Source organism: Pannonibacter sp. CBAS1226, assembly GCF_055685825.1.
The window spans coordinates 56,373-73,388 of sequence record NZ_JBVOUO010000003.1 but is presented as its reverse complement, the minus strand read 5'-3'; the positions used below and the strand labels follow the sequence as shown (position 1 = coordinate 73,388).

The following is a 17,016-nucleotide window of genomic DNA, read 5'->3' as shown; positions in this document are numbered from 1 at the left end:
TCAGGCCTTGCCTGCTGCTGCAAAGGGGGCAATGCGGTGGCCGGCTGCCTCCAGCACCTCGCGCACCCGGCGGGCCATGGCGACCGCATCCGGGCTGTCCCCGTGCACACAGATGGACCGGGCATCAACAGGGGCAAGGCTGCCGTCAATGGCTTCCACGGTTCCTTCCGTGACGAATTGCAGCATCCGCCGGGCAACCAGCTCCGGATCATGCAGCACGGCGCCAGCCTCGCGGCGTGACACCAGCTTGCCATCCGGCGTGTAGGCCCGGTCGGCAAAAGCCTCGCCAACCACGTCCAGGCCGGCCGCACGGGCCTGCGCGATCAGCGGCGAGCCTGCCAGCGCCACCAGCACGAGCGAGGAATCCACCGCCTTGATGGCATGGATGACGTCAGCGGCCTGCCGAGCATCAAAGGCGATGGTGTTGTAGAGTGCGCCATGCGGCTTCACATAGGTGACCTGCGTCCCCGCAGCCGCCGCCAGCCCCTTGAGGGCACCGATCTGGTAAATCACGTCACCGGTCAGCTCTTCGCTGGACGGGTCCATGGTGCGGCGGCCGAAACCGGCCAGATCGCGGTAGCCCACATGGGCGCCAACCGTGACGCCGCGCGCGGCAGCAGCCTTCAGGGTGCGCAGGATACCGGCCGGATCACCCGCATGGAAACCGCAGGCCACATTGGCGCTGCTGACGATGTCCAGCATGGCGCTGTCATCGCCCATGGTCCATGCACCGAAGCTCTCGCCCAGATCGCTGTTGAGGTCGATCACCCGCATCTGCCCTGCCTTGCCACGCAACCCTGACAGGAGGACAGCACGGCCCTCCCCTTGCTCCAAGGCGTAGCAAAGGCAAACAGGCTTGTCCATATTGTTGAACAATTTTATTGTATTGCACTGCAATGTGGCATGTTGACGCCTACAATTTTAGCAAATACTGCAGGTTTGCACATGCAGGCAGCAGAGGCGCCCGAAGGCCTGCGCATGCCGCTTGAAGCGGTGCGCAGTGCCTCATACCTTGCGCGGATATCCGATTCTCCGGACCCGGCACGGGCATCAGACAAACGCGGGCACCGGGCAAACGGATGGGAGAGGGTGGCGGGGCAGCCATTCCGCAGGGAGCACACATGAAGAAACCCGCTCCGGCAGGCCTTGCGGCCCCGGCAGACGAACAGGCGCAACCTCTGGCGGACGTGATTGCCGGGCGCATGCGGCAGAAGATCATCGACGGCGTGCTGACACCGGGCAGCCATCTGTCGGAAGTGCAGCTGTGCGAAGCCATGCAGGTTTCCCGCAACACCCTGCGCGAAGTGTTCCGCCTGCTCACCAAGGAAGGCCTGCTGCGGCACGAGGCGAACCGGGGTGTTTTTGTCGTCACGCCGGACATGTCCACGATTGTGGATATCTACCGCATCCGCCGCCTGATCGAATGCCCAGCCCTTGCCAGCGCCCATCCGCTGCACCCGGCCGTGGCCAGGATGCAGGCCGCCATTGACGCCGCCCGCGCCCACCGGGAAGCCGGCGAATGGCTCAGCGTCGGCAGCGCCGACATCGCCTTCCATTCGGCCATTGTGGAGCTCGCCGACAGCCCGCGCCTGTCCGCCTTCTATGCGCAGGTTTCCGCCGAATTGCGGCTTGTCTTCGGCCTTCTGCACGATCCGGAATATCTGCATGGGCCTTATGTGGACCAGAACCAGATCATTCTCGGCTTGCTGACCGCAGGCGACGCCAAGGGCGCTGCGGCAAAACTCGAGGCCTATCTGCTACAGGCCGAGCGCTTCATCCTGGGCGCTTACGAAAGGCTGGAGCGCAAACCGGCGGACAAGCGCTCGCGGTAAAGGAAATGCCATCAATCAGGGACTTCACCCTTACCTGAACACCCCGTCGCTTTCGGCAGCATCCCCCCTCTGGCCGGTTGAACTTGTGGCGCCGGTCATGCAAGTTGCGCCGGCATGCGGAGAGAGAACAGAGGGGCGCAATGACCACTCCCGTTTCATATGAAGTTCAGGACGGCATTGCCGTGATCACCATCGCCAACCCGCCGGTCAACGCGCTGTCTCAGGCGGTGCGGGCCGGACTGCTGGAGGCGGTGGCGCGGCTGGCGGCGGATAGTGACGCCATTGCAGGCGTCATCACCGGCGCGGGCCGTATTTTCGTTGGCGGTGCCGACATCACCGAATTCGGCAAGACACCGCAGCCCCCCTATCTCCCGGACGTGATCAATGCCATCGAGGACAGCGCCAAGCCCATTGCGGCCGCCCTCAACGGCGCAGCCATCGGCGGCGGCTGTGAAGTCGGCCTTGGCTCGCATCTGCGCATTGCTTCTGAGACGGCCAGGGTCAGCCTGCCGGAAGTGACGCTGGGCCTGATGCCCGGCGCTGGCGGCACCCAGCGCCTGCCGCGCCTTGCGGGCGTGGAAGCCGCCCTCGACATCATCACCACCGCCCGTCAGGTGAGCGCTGCCGAAGCGCTGTCCCTCGGCATTGTGGATGCCGTGGTGCCTGCGGCTGACCTGCTGTCAGCGGCAAAGGACAAGGTCCGCGCCGTTGCGGATGGCTCTGCCGGCCGCCCCGTGGCCTCCGGCCTGCGCCCCCGCCCCGTGGCCGAAGCTTCCGTCTTCGAGGCTGCCCGCAAGAAGGTGCGCGCCCGCAACCGCGGTGAGGTCTCGCATCTGGCCGCCATCGACGCGATGGAAGATGCCACCCGCATGGACCGGACGGAGGGCCTTGCCGCCGAGCGCAAGCGCTTCCTCGACCTGATGCAGACGCCCCAGCGCGCCGCCCTCATCCACGCCTTCTTTGCCGAGCGCAAGGCTGCACAGGTGAAGGAGATCGCCGGACTGACGCCTCCGCCCTATGCCTCCACAGGTGTTATCGGCGGCGGCACGATGGGCGCTGGCATTGCCACCGCCGCGCTTCTGGCCGGTCTGCCCGTCACCCTGGTCGAACGCGAGGAAGCCTTTGCCGACAAGGCCCGCGCAACAATTGCCCGCAATCTCGACGGCGCCGTCGCCCGCGGCAAGTTGAGCGCCGAGCAGCGCGATGAGATCCTCAGCGTCAAGCTGACAACCGCCACCACCTATGAGGCGCTGGCACAGGCCGACATCATCATCGAGGCGGTGTTCGAAAGCCTTGAGGTGAAGACGGACGTGTTCCGCAAGCTGGACGCCATCGCCAAGCCGGGCGCCACGCTCGCCACCAACACCTCCTATCTGGATGTGAATGCCATCGCTGCCGTCACCTCGCGCCCGCAGGACGTGATCGGCCTTCACTTCTTCTCCCCCGCCCATGTGATGCGGCTGCTGGAGATCGTGGTGGCGGAAAAGACCGCTCCAGCCCATGTCGCCCATGCCTTCGATCTGGCCCGCAAGCTCGGCAAGATTGGGGTCTATTCCGGCATCTGCGACGGCTTCATCGGCAACCGGCTGATGATGCAGTACCGGCTTGCCTCCGACTACACGATGATGGACGGGGCAAGCCCCTACGAGATCGACGCCGCGCTGACGGACTTCGGCTTTGCCATGGGGCCGTTCCAGGTTTCGGATCTGGCCGGTATCGACATCGGCTATGCCTCGCGCCAGCGCCGCGCGCCCACCCGCCCGCCGGAAGAGCGGGTGGTGACCTTTGCGGACGGGCTCTATCACCGGGGCTGGCTCGGCCAGAAGACCGGGCGCGGCTTCTACATCTATGATGAACAGAGCCCCAAGGGCCGCCCGGACCCGGAAATCCTCGCCCTGCTGGAGGAGGCCCGCAAGGAGGCCGGCATCACCCCGCGCAGCTTCACGGCGGACGAGATCCAGCGGCGCTACATGGCCGCGATGATCAACGAGGCCGCCCGCGTTCTGGAAGAGGGCATCGCCCGCCGGGCATCGGACATCGACACGGTGCTGCTCACCGGCTACGGCTTTCCCCGCTGGCGCGGCGGCCCGCTGCATTATGCCGATACGGTGGGCATTGCCTCGGTGCTGGACGACATCAACCGCCTCTCGGCAGACGACGCCTACTTCTGGCGCCCCGCCCCCCTGCTCGTCCGCCTCGCCGCCGAGGGCAAGACCTTCGCGGATCTGGATGCCGGAGAGGCGGCATAGAGGCAAAGCGCTTCCATATGACCGCAGCGCCCCTCTCCCCCCTTGAGGCCGCCAGATTCTCGCATCGCGCAGGAAGACACCACAGACGCTGCTTTGATGCCGGAAAAGGTAAGCAGCGTCAGAATTTTGGTCTCTGGCTGAGGCCTCTCATTTCCCCTCCCCCTTGAGGGGAGGGGTAGGGGTGGGGGTCTTCACGCTGGAGCGCAGCTTGACCGGCACACGTTTCTGAACAGGGCGCCTTCAATGAAAATACCCCGTGTTTTCAGGCTTTTACCCCCACCCCTCACCCCTCCCCTCAAGGGGGAGGGGAACAGATAGGCCTTGCTATTAAAACAACGGCAGCCACCTTGTGCCTGAGCCCTGAGACATCTTTCTGCACGATGTGTGCATCCAGAAGCCCCGCCTCGAAGGAGAGGGGTTGGCGCCTGACTGGCTATCCGGATCAAACCCCACTCTTGCGGACAAAATGCTTCTGCAGATTCCCGTAAAAATGGCTGGCATCGGAAGGGCAAGGCGGTCTATCACAGGCTGAAAATCAGCCGGTGGCCCCTCAAGCCCCTTCCCCGCGCCTGCAGCCCGTCAAGGCCTTCCGCCTCGCACAGGAACCTGTGCAGGGCCGCCCTGCCAGCGGCAAAGGATGCGGAGCCAGCCAGAGGACCAGCCACAGGACGGCACGCAACCCCGAGGGGCTTCATCCATGTTTCTTCCTGCCCATGTCCGCCAGTCCATCGCAAAGCTTGGCGCGGACAAGACCAACGGACGCAGTTTCTTCGTCTATGACCTCACGGTCATGAAGGCCAAGATTGCCGCCCTCAAGGCCGCATTGCCGCAGGAAGTCGGCATCTTCTATGCGATGAAGGCCAACCCGAACGGCTCGTTCCTCAAGGCGGCTCTGGCGGCGGATGTGGCAGGCGTCGAAATCGCCAGCATCGGCGAAGGCCGCAAGGCGCTGGACGCAGGCTTTGCGCCGAAGCAGATCGTCTTCACCGGCCCCGGCAAGTCGCCGGAAGAGCTGGAATGGGCGGTTTCCACCGGCATCAAGCTGGTGCATGTGGAATCGCTGACCGAGGCGCACCGGCTGGAGCAGATCTGTGCCCGCCATGGCGTGACGCAGGAAATCCTCGTCCGCGTCAATCCCAACTTCCATGTGCATGATGCGCAGGCCAGCTTCTCCGGTGACAGCTCCAAGTTCGGCATCGATCAGGAGCTGTATTTCGACCAGTTGCCGCAGATCGCCGCCCTGCCCCATCTCGCCTTCCGGGGCTTGCATGTCTATTCCGCCTCAGGCGTGCTGCAGTTGGATGATCTTCTGGAAAACTGCCGCCGCGTGTTCGAGCTTGCCAAGGAAACGGAAGCCCGTGTGCCCGGCCTCAAGTGCAGCACCATCGACTTCGGCGGCGGCTTCGGCATCGATTATCTGGAGACAGGCCGCGGCTTCCAGCCGGAAGCCTATGCTGCGCGCCTGACGGCGCTGATCGCGGAGCATGGCTTTGCAGGCCGCCACTTCGTGCTGGAACTGGGGCGCTATCTCACAGCCGACAGCGGCTGGTACTGCACCGAGATCGTCGACATCAAGACCAGCGTCGGCATGAAGCAGATCGTCTGCCAGGGCGGCTCACACCATTTCCGCCGCCCCATCGCGCTGAAGATCAATCATCCGGTGGACGTGGTGCGCATGGATGCCCCCGCCGTGTTCGATGGCCAGCAGTCGGTGCGCAATGAAACCGCCTTCATCGGCGGCGCCCTGTGCAATTCCGCCGACAAGCTGACGGCAACTCCGGTGCATCTGGTAGCGGCCGATATCGGCGATCTCTTCGTCGTCGGGCTCGCGGGCGCCTATGGCTATTCCATGAGCCATCTCGACTTCCTGTCGCACCCGCGTCCGCTGGAAATCGTCATCGCGGAATAACGCGTCCACACGGACCGGCCCCGGACTGGGGCCTGCCAGGGGGCCGGGGCCTGTCAGGGGACTGGGGCCCGCAGACCTGCTCAGCCGGCATCCCCCGGCAGGCGCGAGCGCTCTTCCAGTCCCGTGACAAAACGGTCGAGCAGAATGGCGAAGCGGTCGAGATCCTCCGCGCTCCAGTCTGCGGTGATGTCGCGGATGAAGCCCTGCTTCACCCGGTCGGCAACGCGGAAATACTCGTGGGCGCGCTCCGTCAGCTCAACGACGCTGCGGCGCGCATCCTCCTGCGACACAGTCCGGCGCAACAGGCCGCGCTGGACCAGATCCGCCACCAGCCGGCTGCTGCGGGAGGGGTCAACCCGGATGAACTCGGCAATCGCCCCGACAGTCACCTCCCCCTCGGGCGCGCGGCGACGCACGGCGTCGATGACATCCAGATGGGTCAGCTCCAGCCCCGGCTCGGTCTGCTGCAGGGCGATGCGGCCAATGATGCGGCGGCCGATCATCATGCGCATGCGGCCGAGACTTGCGGAGATCAGCGCGAAATCCTCTTCCTGCCGTCCGCGGTCCTGATCTGCCATCTGCTCCGTCATCCCCTGCCTGTATCGATCCCAAAAGCAGCATAATCCCGCTGCGTGCACTTGTCACTTATTTGACATTGACACATATATGCGAAAAGCACATATTTTCGCAATCATCCGCCCGAGGGATTGCGGGGTTTTCCGCAAGGGGCGGAATCTCTGGACGCGCCATTGCCATGAACAAACATCTTACGGAGCCGGCAGAGCTTGAAGCCGGTGCGGCTGCATCAGCGGCTCTTCCCCACACCACCCCGCCTGAAAGACCACCCCACCCGCGCAGGATCATCATTTTCCTGTTCCTGCTGATGGGCGTCTTCATGGCGACGCTGGACAACCAGATCGTCGCCACGGCCCTGCCGACCATCGTCGGCGAGTTTGGCCAGATCGAGCGGTTCGGCTGGGTGGCATCCGCCTATCTTCTCGCCTCCAGCGCCGTGATGCCGGTCTATGGCAAGCTGGGCGATCTGTTCGGGCGCAAATACGTGATGCTGGCCGCCATCGCCATCTTCACCATTGGCTCGCTCACCTGTGCCCTTGCCGTCTCCATGAACACGCTGATTGCCGCGCGCGTGCTGCAGGCCCTTGGCGGCGGCGGCATCATGGTGACGATCTTCTCGATCAACGCCGACCTCTTCGCCCCGCGCGAGCGGGCCCGCTACCAGAGCTATTCCAGCCTCGTGCTGATGCTCTCCGGTGCCATCGGCCCGGTGCTGGGCGGCACCATGAGCGATCTGTTCGGCTGGCGCTCGATCTTTTTCATCAACCTGCCGGTCGGCATCATCGTCCTCACCGCCCTTGCGATCATGCTGCCCTACAAGCGGCCGGACCGGAAGCCGAAGATCGACTATCCAGGCGCCATCCTGGCCGCCATGGTGACGGGCAGCATCGTGTTGTGGGCCGATGGCTCGGAACTGTTCGGCGGGCTTCTGTCGCCCACGGCCCTTGCGGTCCTCGGCACAGGCATGCTGGCCCTCGTTGCCCTCATCCTGGTGGAAAGGCGCGCGCCGGAACCGGTGCTGCCGCTCTCGCTCTTCCGCAACCGCCAGATCTGCCTGCTCTTGACCATCTCGGCGGCAAGCGGCGCCATCGGCATCGGCCTTGTGACCTATTATGCGCTGTATCTGCAGTCGGGCCTTGGCCTCAGCCCTTCGGCTGCCGGCGTATTCTTCATTCCGCTGACCGCCGGCATCGCCATCGGCTCGCTTTCCGCCGGGAGGCTGATGTCCGCTTCGGGCAACTACAAGATCTTCTCCGTGCTCTCCACACTGACCGGGGTCATCATGCTTCTGGCCTACAGCTTCACCGGCAGCAACACCCCAACCATCCTGCTGGGGCTCATCATGCTGGCGCAGGGCATCGGCGTCGGCATCGGCCAGCAGGTGCCCGTGCTGGGCGTGCAGAATGCAGCAGACAGGCGGGACGTGGGCGCGGCCACCGGCAGCGTCACCCTCACCCGCATCGGCGGCGCCTCCATCGGCATCTCGATCTATGGCGCAATCCTCTCCGCAGGCCTCGGCCGCCACATGGGCGAGGTGCCGGGTGTCGAGCATCTGGAAAAACTGTCGCCTGCACAGACCGCGGCCCTGCCAGAGACCGCAAGGCACCTGCTTGGAAGCATCTACCAGTCCGCCTTCCATCCGCTGTTCCTGACAGCCGCCCTCATCGCCGCAGTTGGTCTCGTTGCCGCCCTCGCCTTACGCAACATCCGCCTGCCGGTGGGGGATGCAAAGGGCTGAACCAGTCCGAAGCACACAAGCAAAAGCCCCCGCCAGAGGGTCACTGGCGGGGGCTTTTTCTGTTGCTTTGGATAATTTCACTCGCCCGGCGTCATCCGCGCGGCACCGTCACGCGCATCTCTCATTTCCCGCTCCAGACGGCTTTCCTGTTCCGCCTGCGGCTTGATGAAGCGGCCGAGCAGGAGATAGGCAACCGGGGTCAGATAGAGGGTGGAGAAAGTCGCAAGACCAAGGCCGCCGACGATGATCCAGCCCAGGGCGATGCGGGCCTCAGCCCCGGCGCCGGAGGCGAGAACCAGCGGCACGCCGCCGACGATGGTGCAGAGCATGGTCATCATCACCGGCCGCAGGCGGATGTTGGCCGCATTCTCCACCGCTTCGCGCACACCAAGGCCCTTGTCCCGCAGCTGGTTGGCAAATTCCACCACCAGAATGCCGTTCTTGGCCATGATGCCCACAAGGAGCACAAGGCCGATCTGGCTGTAGACATTGAGCGAAGTGCCGCTGAAGGCCATGGCATAGACCGCGCAGGCCAGCCCCAGCGGCACGGTGAACATGATGATCAGCGCGCTGATGAAGCTTTCAAACTGCGCCGCCAGAACCAGAAGGATGATCAGCAGGGCAAAGCCGAAGGTGCGGGCCATGCTGGCCGACTGCTCGCCCAGTGTTGCGGCTTCTGCCAGCGGCACGATGCGCCCGCCCGGCGGCAGCAGCGGCGCAGCAATCTCCTGCGCCACCTTGTAGGCATCACCCAGCGCAAAATCCGGGGCAAGGCTGGAGGTAATCGCCACGGAACGCAATTGCTGCTCCCGGTCTAGCTGCGGCGGCACGGCCTTTTCGGTCAGCGTCGCAATGGTGGACACCGGCACGAAACGCCCGTCGCCGGTGCGCAGGAACACGTTCTCAAGGTCCGTCGGGTCGTTGATCGGGTTGGTGGTGGAAACAAACTTCACATCGAAGCTGCGGTCTTCGATGAAGACCTGCCCGACGCGGCGTCCATCCAGCATCGCCTGCATGGCATTGCCAAGGCCGTTGATGTCGATGCCGAGATCGGACGCTCGCTCCCGGTCGATGGAAACGGAGAGCTGGGGCTGCGTTGCCTCAGTGGACAGGCGCGGTTGGGTGAAGCGCGGATCCTTTTCCAGCTCCGCGACGATCTTCGCAGCACTTTCCCCAAGAGCCGCATAGTTGCTGCCGGCCACGGCAAACTGAAGGCCTGAACCCGCCCCGCGAATGCCAAGGCTGTTCGGCTGGAACACAAAGGCCCGCACGCCCGGCACATCCCGCACCAGCCGCGACACATCGGCAACGATCTCCTGCTGCGAGCGCGTGCGAGCCTCCCAGGGCGCCAGACGCATCACCATGAAGCCGTTGTTGGACCGCCCGCCCTGCCCTGCGACAGAGAAGGTGCTGGTGATTTCACCACTGTCGCGCAGCGGCTGGATCAGCTCCTCGACGCGCGTCATCTGTTCCGCAAGATAGTCAAGACTCACGCCCTGCGGGGCCGAAATCCGCATGAAAGCCATGGACCTGTCCTCGGAAGGCGTCAGCTCGGACTTGATGGTGCCAAACAGAACCACCGCCGACATGGCGAAAAGCAGCGATACGGCAAGCACCACCATGGGCGCATCAAGGCAGGCTCTCAGGGTCCGCCGGTAGAGACCTGCCAGACCGCTATCGGCCTGTCTGGCCGGGACAGCTGCCTGCGGTGCTCCGGCATCGTCCTGTGCCTCTGTTTCGAGGATGACCGTCTCGTCCGCCCCCATATTGGCGACCTTGCCTTTGAGCAGGCGGGACGCCAGCATCGGACAGAGCGACAGCGCCACCACAGAAGACAGCAGCACCGCAATCGCCAGCACGAAGCCGAACTCCCGGAACAGGCCGCCGGTCTGTCCGGGCAGGAAGGACAGCGGCACGAAGACAGCCGCCAGCGTTGCCGTCGTCGCGATCACGGCAAAGAACACCTCGTCCGTGCCCAGAACGGCGGCCGCCCGTGGCCCCATGCCCTGGTTGCGGCGGCGCACGATGTTTTCCAGCACCACGATGGCATCATCCACCACAAGGCCCGTCGCCAGAACCAGCGCCAGCAGGGTGAGGATGTTGATGGAGAAACCGGCCAGATAGATCGCCGCCAGCGTGCCGATCAGGGCCACCGGCATGGTCACGGCCGGAATAAGCGTTGCCCTCCAGTCCCGCAGGAAGAGGAAGATGATCAGCAGCACCACGCTGACGGAAATCATCAGCGCAATCTCCACCTCATGGATGGAGCCGGTGATGAAGGTTGCATCATCGCTGGTGACTTCGATCTTGGTGCCTTCCGGCAGGGTCTGCTGGATTCGTGCGGCAGCAGCGGCGACACCCTGCGAGATTTCCAGGGTATTGGACTGGGCCGCGCGGATGATGCCAAGACCAATGCCGGATTTGCCATTGGCCCTGAGCTGGGACTGGCCGATATCCGGCCCCAGCGTAACCGTGGCGAAATCCCCCAGGCGGGCCCGGCGGTTCAGGATGATGCTCTCAAACGCTTCCGGCGTATCGATGGCGGCACTCGCCCGCACGATCAGATCCTGCGTCTGACTGGTCAGCGAGCCGGCCGGCGTATCGAAGGCCATTGTGGACAGGGCCGAAGCCACGTCACCGACCGTCAGGTTGAGGCTGGCCATTCGTGCCTGATCGATATCGATGCGGAAGATCTTTTCCCGGTCGCCGGACACCTGCACATCGGCCACACCGGGCACGGCGGACAGAACGTCTGCGACCTCGTCTTCCACCAGTACCGTCATATCCTCGACGGACATGCTGTCGGAGGTCAGCGCCAGACGCACCACGGGCTGGGCGTTGGAGTCAGCCTTGATGATACGGGCAGCGTCGGCATCCTCGGGCAGGTTGTTGGTGATGCGGCCCAGCGCATCGCGCATGTCCGCCGCTGCCGCATCCAGATTGACGTTGGCATAGAACTCGACCGTCACACGGCTTTCACCGTAGGAGGACGAGGACGAGATCGACTTGACGCCGGAAACCCGCGACACCGCGCCCTCAATGACGCCAGTGACTTCCCGGTCGATGGTTTCGGCAGAAGCGGAGTTGTAGGTGGTGCGGATGGAGATGACCGGCTGGTCCACATCCGGCAGTTCGCGCACTTCCACGCCGAAGAAGGCGGCAAGGCCCGCGACGACGATCAGCATGTTCATCACGAAAGCCAGCACGGGGCGGCGGACGAACAGGGCGGTGAAGCTGCGGTCAGGCTTATGGCTTGAGCTCATCTTGGCCTCGTTCCGATATCCCGGGCAGCCCACCGCATCAGGCGATGCAGACTGCGGGAAGGATTGTCCTCAAAGGCAGGACCGCGGCGCCACACCATCGGGGGCACCAGTGCGGTCATGCACGGCAGCGGCCGGCCCTATCCGGCCGCGCAGGCTCTCAGGAACCGCTCGGCGCGGCGGCGGGCTGGGCTGTCTTGTCGCCTCCAGCTCGCGGCAATTGGCGGCCGGCGATGTTCAGCGGGGCGCCTTCACGGGCCAGATGCAGCCCTTCCGTCACCACCTCGTCACCAGGCTTCAGCTCAGCTTCCACAAGCACATTGCGGGTGTTGCGCTGGATGATGCGCACCGGCGTGCGCTTTGCCTTGCCGTCCTGCACCGCCCAGACAAAGGCGCCATCCGCGCCCCACTGAACAGCCAGAGGATCGACCGCGGTAAAAGTCTCACCGGGGAACCGCATTTCAACCTGGAAGGACATGCCCGGCCGCAGCCGGTCACCATCGTTCCGGATGCTGGCCTGCACCTGCAGGGTGCGGCTTGCGGTTTCGACCCGGTTGTCCACGGCGCTCACTTCGCCATTGTAATATTCCCCCGGGCGGGCAACGGACACGGCCCTCAGCGGAGCCCCGACGGCAATTCCGGCAAAGCGTTCAGGAACCCAGAAATCCACCAGCAGCTCGGAACGGTCCTCGACGGTGGCAATCACCGAGGACGAGGTGACGTAGTTGCCCTCCGTGATCGGCAGGATGCCGACGATGCCATCGATCGGGCTTTCGACCGAGCGGCGCGACAGGGCCAGCCGGGCATCGCGCAGGGCAAGTTTCGCATTTTGCGCAGCCAGCTCTGCATCCGTCACCTGCACCTCACTGGCCGAATTGGACTGGCGCAGTTGCCGGGTGCGGCCCAGCCGCGCTTCGGCATCCTTGAGGGCGATCTCGGCGCGTTCGGCGGCAATTTCCTCAGCCTCGGAATCAAGCTTGGCAATCACATCGCCACGCTTCACGACGGCACCGGACCTCACAAGAATTTCCGTCATGCGGCCGGATTCGAACGGCCGGACCTCGACGGACCGGACAGCGCGGCCCGTGCCGATGGCAGACAGGCGGTCGTTGATCGTCTGCTGCGTGACCGGCGCCACGTTGACGATCCCCTGCGGCCCACGGTCACCCTGACCTCCCCCTTGGCCGCCACCCTGCCCGCCACCGGATGCCGGCGGCGTGGAGGCAGCTGCGAGCCAGCCAAGACCTGCAGGTGCCAGAATTTCACCTGCACCGGGATAAAACCTGGCCCAAAGGCCAAGGCCAGCAACAATAATGACAAGGCTTAAAAGCGATTGTCTCCAGAGCGACACATGAAACTCCAGTTCAAATTTTCCGTTCGGCCGCCAAGCTCAAAACCGGTATCGCCCTTCTACCATCAGAATATGTAGCGTGAACGTTACACGAGGAAACATCAAAATTTTTTGACTCTGGCGCCAGCGGAAATTTGCGGCAAAGCTGGTCAATCTGGTGGCATTGGGCGAAAAGCCCCGGAAAATTTGTACCAGAATGTATCCGGCGGACTCCTGCCCGCGCGTACAGCCCCTCTTGATGCTGACTTTACCTGGCAGACGCGGAAACGCGCTCACGCCGCCGCCCGCTCCTTGGCAAGCGCTGCCAGATCGAAGCCGCAGGCTTCCAGCTCGGCGCGGGAGGGTGGGGTTGCACCGGCCAGCAGCTTGCGGGCCTGCATGTGGGTCTTGGCGTCATTAATCGTCTCGACTGCCGAGAGAACACCATCGCGCAGGCGCAGCACGGCATCCGGCCCAAGGGCAAGGCTCTCATCTCCCGGACCGGCAAGGCCTGCGATCTGCAGTTTCCAGTCTGCCTGATCCGACCAGAACCACGGAACAGCGGCATAGGGCGCGCCCGCGCCCTTCATGAGACGCCGGGCAATGTGGCGGGCGTGATCGGTCGCTGCCTGCACGCTTTCAAGGCGGATGCGCGCGCCCGTCACCGGATCAGGGAAGGACGCACAGTCCCCCAGCGCGGAGATGGAAGGATCACAGGTCAGAAGCTCACCATCCACCGCAACGCCATTGGCCACATCCAGCCCAGCCTCAGCCGCAAGTTCCACATTGGGCACCACGCCAGCCGCCAGGATCACCAGATCCGCCGCGATGCCAGAGCCATCCGCAAGGGTGATGCCCTCGTCTGTCACCGCGCTCACCGGCCGGCCCAGCAGAACGCGGGTGCCCATGCCTTCGTGCAAGCAAAGGAAGCGGGCGGAGAGCTCCGGCGACAGCACCCGCGCCATCAGACGGGGCGCGGCTTCCGCGGCCGTCACCTCGTGCCCGGCAGCACGGGCAACTGCGGCAAATTCCAGCCCGATGAAGCCGCCACCGATGATGGCAATGCGCCGGGGCCGTTCCAACTCGCCGCGCAGCCTTGCCGCATCTTCCAGCGTGCGCAGATCCAGCGCCCGCTCCAGCCCGGGAATCGGCGGTCGTAGATTGCGGGTTCCGGTGGCAAGGATCAGATGATCGTAGGGATAGACCGTGCCGCCCGCATGCACCTCACGGCCTTCGCGGTCAATACGTTCCGCCCGGACACCGGAGACGAGCGTGATCTCATTCTTGTCGAAGAAGGCCGCCGGGCGCAGGTCCAGCCGCGAACCGTCACCGTCCTTGAGATAGGCCTTGGACAGCGGCGGGCGCTGATAGGGCAGGCCCGGCTCGGCACCAATCAGTGTGATGGCGCCAGTAAAGCCTTCCTGCCTGAGGCTCATGGCCGCCTGCAGGCCGCCCTGCCCGGCCCCGATGATGACGATCCGCTGCATGGTCTCTCCCTTCGTGCTCACATCTGCTCTTCGGGCAGATGCACGACGAGGCCATCCAGCGCCGGGCTCAACCGGATCTGACAGGACAGGCGCGAGTTCGGCTTCACCTCGGCAGCGCCGCAGTCCAGCATGTCTTCCTCACCGTCGCGCCGTTCTCCGGCAGCGTCCAGCCATTCATCATCCACATAGCAATGGCAGGTGGCACACATCATGGCCCCGCCGCATTCGCCGACGATGCCCTCCACGTCCTGGGCCACCGCCGTGTGCATCACGGTGTCGCCCTCCTTGCCGTCCACCTCGGTGCGCGTGCCGTCGTGGTGCACGTAGGTCACCTTCACCATGTCTCTCCCTCCTCCATTCGAGACGTTCTGAAATCCGGGCCGGTCAGCCTAGTTCAGCTTCACCGGCAGATTGATGGGTCCGCGGAAGCCGAAGCCTTTCCACTTCACCGCAGACGGGTCCGGCAATTCCATGTCCGGGAACCGGTCAAACAGCAGCGGCAGCATGATCTGGCCCACCGTGCGGCGGGCGATATGAGCCCCTGCGCAATGATGCGGGCCGCTGCCGAAGGCCTGATGCGGGTTCTTGTCCCGGAAGACGAAGAACTCTTCGCCGTTCTGATAGATATCCTCATCCCGGTTGGCGGAGGCCTGGATGGTCATCACCGTGTCGCCCTTGGGGATTTCGAAGCCGCCGATCTCCGTGTCCTCCAGCACCCGGCGGGACGAGGCCTGAATCGGCGCCACCCAGCGCACGCCCTCCTCGAAGGCCTGCTCCCAGGCCTCCTGACGGCGCACTTCGGCCAGCTGATCCGGGTTGCTCAGCAGCCCATAGATGATCGTCGCCAACGCATCGCGCGGCTCGTTGATGCCCCCGCCGATGGCAATCTTGATGTTGGCGTAGATCTGGCTGAGCGGGATCGGATCGGCCGCATTCAGCATGATCGAATAGGCCGATGCATTGGGCTCGGCCTTGTGGCGGGCCTGAAGCCTGTCGAACAGGGCATTCATCTCCGCATTGGCCTTGTCGCTGGCCTCGAAAGGTTCCGGCCGCCAGCCGAAATTGCCTGCCCCGTCGATGAGAAGCTGCGACCAGCGCTGCATCTCCTCGTCGGTCGCTTCCTCGACGCCGAGAATATGTGCCAGAATGCGCGCCGCCACCGGGCCGCAAAGATCCGTGAACAAATCCACCGTCTGCCCGCGCGGCAGGCGGGAGACATAGTCCTCGGCGATGGACTGATAGAGTTCCGCCCAGTTGCAGCGGATCGCCTTCGGCGTGAAGGCCGGCTGCATGGCCATGCGCTCGCGCCGGTGCTCCTCCCCGTCCTTGCGCATCAAGGTATGGGCCTGAAAGGCCGGCTTCATCGGCGTGTTGGGATCATCGGAGCTGAAAAGCTCCGGGTTGTCTTTCACCGCCTTGGTGTGGACCGCCTTGGTCAGGAACGTGCGCTTGACCGAAGCAACGCGGATGACAGGCGTTTCAGCCCGCATGCGGCGGTAGACCGGATAAGGGTCATCCGTCAGCTGGGCAATCGTAGTGGTCTCGTCGAGTGGCGCGAGCGGCATGTGCAGTCCTCCTCCCTTGATCTGCAATCCGTGCCCCACGAAAGCGCATGCGCCTTGACGCAACAATGCGGTTTCCCTGATACCTGAAATCGGGAAATTTGATGGAGCGATTGGGAGAGCGCGCCATGCTGGAGGAAAAGCCGGATAACAAACCGGGCACAGGCCGGGCCGGGCCGCTGGGGGTGGATTTTGCCGCGCTCAACACCCTGCATGTGGTGCATGCGCAAGGCTCCTTCAGCCGGGCCGCGGAGGTTCTGGGGCTGAACCAGTCGGCCGTCAGCTACACCATCGACAAGCTGCGCAAGGTCTTTGCCGATCCGCTGTTCCTGCGGGTCGAAGGCCAGCAGATGCCCACGGCGCGCTGCGAGCAGATCCTCTCCACCACCCGCACCATGCTGGATGACTTCCTGCGCCTTGCCGAGCCGGACCCGCTGGATCTCGCCCTTATCGAAGGGCGCTATGTCATCGCCTGCAACTACTATGAGCGGATGATCATCATCCCCGAGATCGTGCGCGACCTGCGCCAGGCTGCGCCCGGCTTCACCATCGAGATCATTCCCTCGGCCGACATCGGCCCGGACCAACTGGTGCGCTCCCATGCGGACCTGCTGCTTGGCCCCTTCCGCCGCAACGATGCCGCCTTCTACAGCCGCAAGCTGTTCGACGAGCACTATGTCTGCGCCATGGACAGGGACCATCCGCTCGCCGGCAAGACGCTGACACTGGAAGATTATCTGGCGCTCGATCATGTGGCAGCCACCTATGGCGGCCTTTGGAAGTCCGGTTACCTGAGGGCGCTGGAGGCCATGGGCCACCGGCTGAAGCCCAGTCTCGAGGTGCCGAGCCCGGCGGGCCTGCCGCGCCTCATCCGCACCACCGGCTATGTGGCCACCATGCCGGGCCTGCTGGCGCAGTATTTCTCGGACGAGCTGCACATCACCCCCTGTCCGGTGCCGGCCCCCTTCGACGTGCTGATGGTCTGGACCGAAAGGGTGCACAAATCCCCGCTCCATCGCCAGATCCGCGACATCATCGCCCAGTCCGTCAACCGCACGCTTGGGCGCGGCTGA

At 64.4% G+C, this 17,016-nt stretch carries 12 protein-coding genes; 5 read left to right on the top strand and 7 right to left on the bottom strand.

Annotated features, from left to right (window positions below; all coding sequences use genetic code 11):
• Window positions 1–774, bottom strand: coding sequence for a LamB/YcsF family protein (locus AC0CMF_RS10540; protein ID WP_374629577.1), 774 nt, complete (start codon window positions 772–774; stop codon window positions 1–3).
• Window positions 775–1,121: 347 nt separating this feature from the next.
• On the opposite strand from AC0CMF_RS10540, the gene AC0CMF_RS10535 reads away from it, so the two are divergent.
• From AC0CMF_RS10535 to AC0CMF_RS10525, 3 genes are all read left to right on the top strand, one after another.
• Complete coding sequence (locus AC0CMF_RS10535) at window positions 1,122–1,832, top strand: GntR family transcriptional regulator (protein WP_050474610.1); 711 nt, start codon at window positions 1,122–1,124, stop codon at window positions 1,830–1,832.
• A 140-nt stretch (window positions 1,833–1,972) separates the two neighbouring features.
• On the top strand, window positions 1,973–4,081 hold the full coding sequence (locus tag AC0CMF_RS10530; protein ID WP_374629576.1) for a 3-hydroxyacyl-CoA dehydrogenase NAD-binding domain-containing protein: 2,109 nt from the start codon (window positions 1,973–1,975) through the stop codon (window positions 4,079–4,081).
• Between the two features lie 697 nt (window positions 4,082–4,778).
• Entirely contained in the window at window positions 4,779–5,990 is a 1,212-nt protein-coding gene (locus tag AC0CMF_RS10525; RefSeq protein WP_374629575.1) for an alanine racemase, read from the top strand.
• 80 nt (window positions 5,991–6,070) lie between these two features.
• On the opposite strand, the gene AC0CMF_RS10520 is transcribed toward AC0CMF_RS10525, so the two are convergent.
• On the bottom strand, window positions 6,071–6,568 hold the full coding sequence (locus AC0CMF_RS10520) for a MarR family winged helix-turn-helix transcriptional regulator (protein WP_244269979.1): 498 nt from the start codon (window positions 6,566–6,568) through the stop codon (window positions 6,071–6,073).
• A 176-nt stretch (window positions 6,569–6,744) separates the two neighbouring features.
• Between AC0CMF_RS10520 and AC0CMF_RS10515 the strand changes: the two genes are divergently transcribed.
• Window positions 6,745–8,304 (top strand): MDR family MFS transporter, encoded by a 1,560-nt coding sequence (locus tag AC0CMF_RS10515; protein WP_374629574.1) that lies wholly within the window; start codon window positions 6,745–6,747, stop codon window positions 8,302–8,304.
• A gap of 77 nt (window positions 8,305–8,381) precedes the next feature.
• Here the strand turns inward: AC0CMF_RS10515 and AC0CMF_RS10510 are convergent, their stop codons facing one another.
• The 5 genes from AC0CMF_RS10510 to AC0CMF_RS10490 all read right to left on the bottom strand — a co-directional run bounded on the left by AC0CMF_RS10510 (window position 8,382) and on the right by AC0CMF_RS10490 (window position 15,946).
• Window positions 8,382–11,567 (bottom strand): efflux RND transporter permease subunit, encoded by a 3,186-nt coding sequence (locus AC0CMF_RS10510; RefSeq protein WP_374629573.1) that lies wholly within the window; start codon window positions 11,565–11,567, stop codon window positions 8,382–8,384.
• A 157-nt stretch (window positions 11,568–11,724) separates the two neighbouring features.
• Entirely contained in the window at window positions 11,725–12,915 is a 1,191-nt protein-coding gene (locus AC0CMF_RS10505; protein ID WP_374629572.1) for an efflux RND transporter periplasmic adaptor subunit, read from the bottom strand.
• Between the two features lie 272 nt (window positions 12,916–13,187).
• Complete coding sequence (locus AC0CMF_RS10500; protein WP_374629621.1) at window positions 13,188–14,381, bottom strand: NAD(P)/FAD-dependent oxidoreductase; 1,194 nt, start codon at window positions 14,379–14,381, stop codon at window positions 13,188–13,190.
• A gap of 17 nt (window positions 14,382–14,398) precedes the next feature.
• Entirely contained in the window at window positions 14,399–14,722 is a 324-nt protein-coding gene (locus AC0CMF_RS10495) for a 2Fe-2S iron-sulfur cluster-binding protein (RefSeq protein ID WP_050474603.1), read from the bottom strand.
• 48 nt (window positions 14,723–14,770) lie between these two features.
• Complete coding sequence (locus tag AC0CMF_RS10490) at window positions 14,771–15,946, bottom strand: cytochrome P450 (RefSeq protein ID WP_058899164.1); 1,176 nt, start codon at window positions 15,944–15,946, stop codon at window positions 14,771–14,773.
• Between the two features lie 101 nt (window positions 15,947–16,047).
• Here AC0CMF_RS10490 and AC0CMF_RS10485 point away from each other — a divergent pair, with 101 nt between their 5' ends.
• The gene (locus tag AC0CMF_RS10485; protein WP_374629571.1) at window positions 16,048–17,016 is read left to right on the top strand and encodes a LysR family transcriptional regulator; all 969 of its coding nucleotides are present in this window, start codon (window positions 16,048–16,050) and stop codon (window positions 17,014–17,016) included.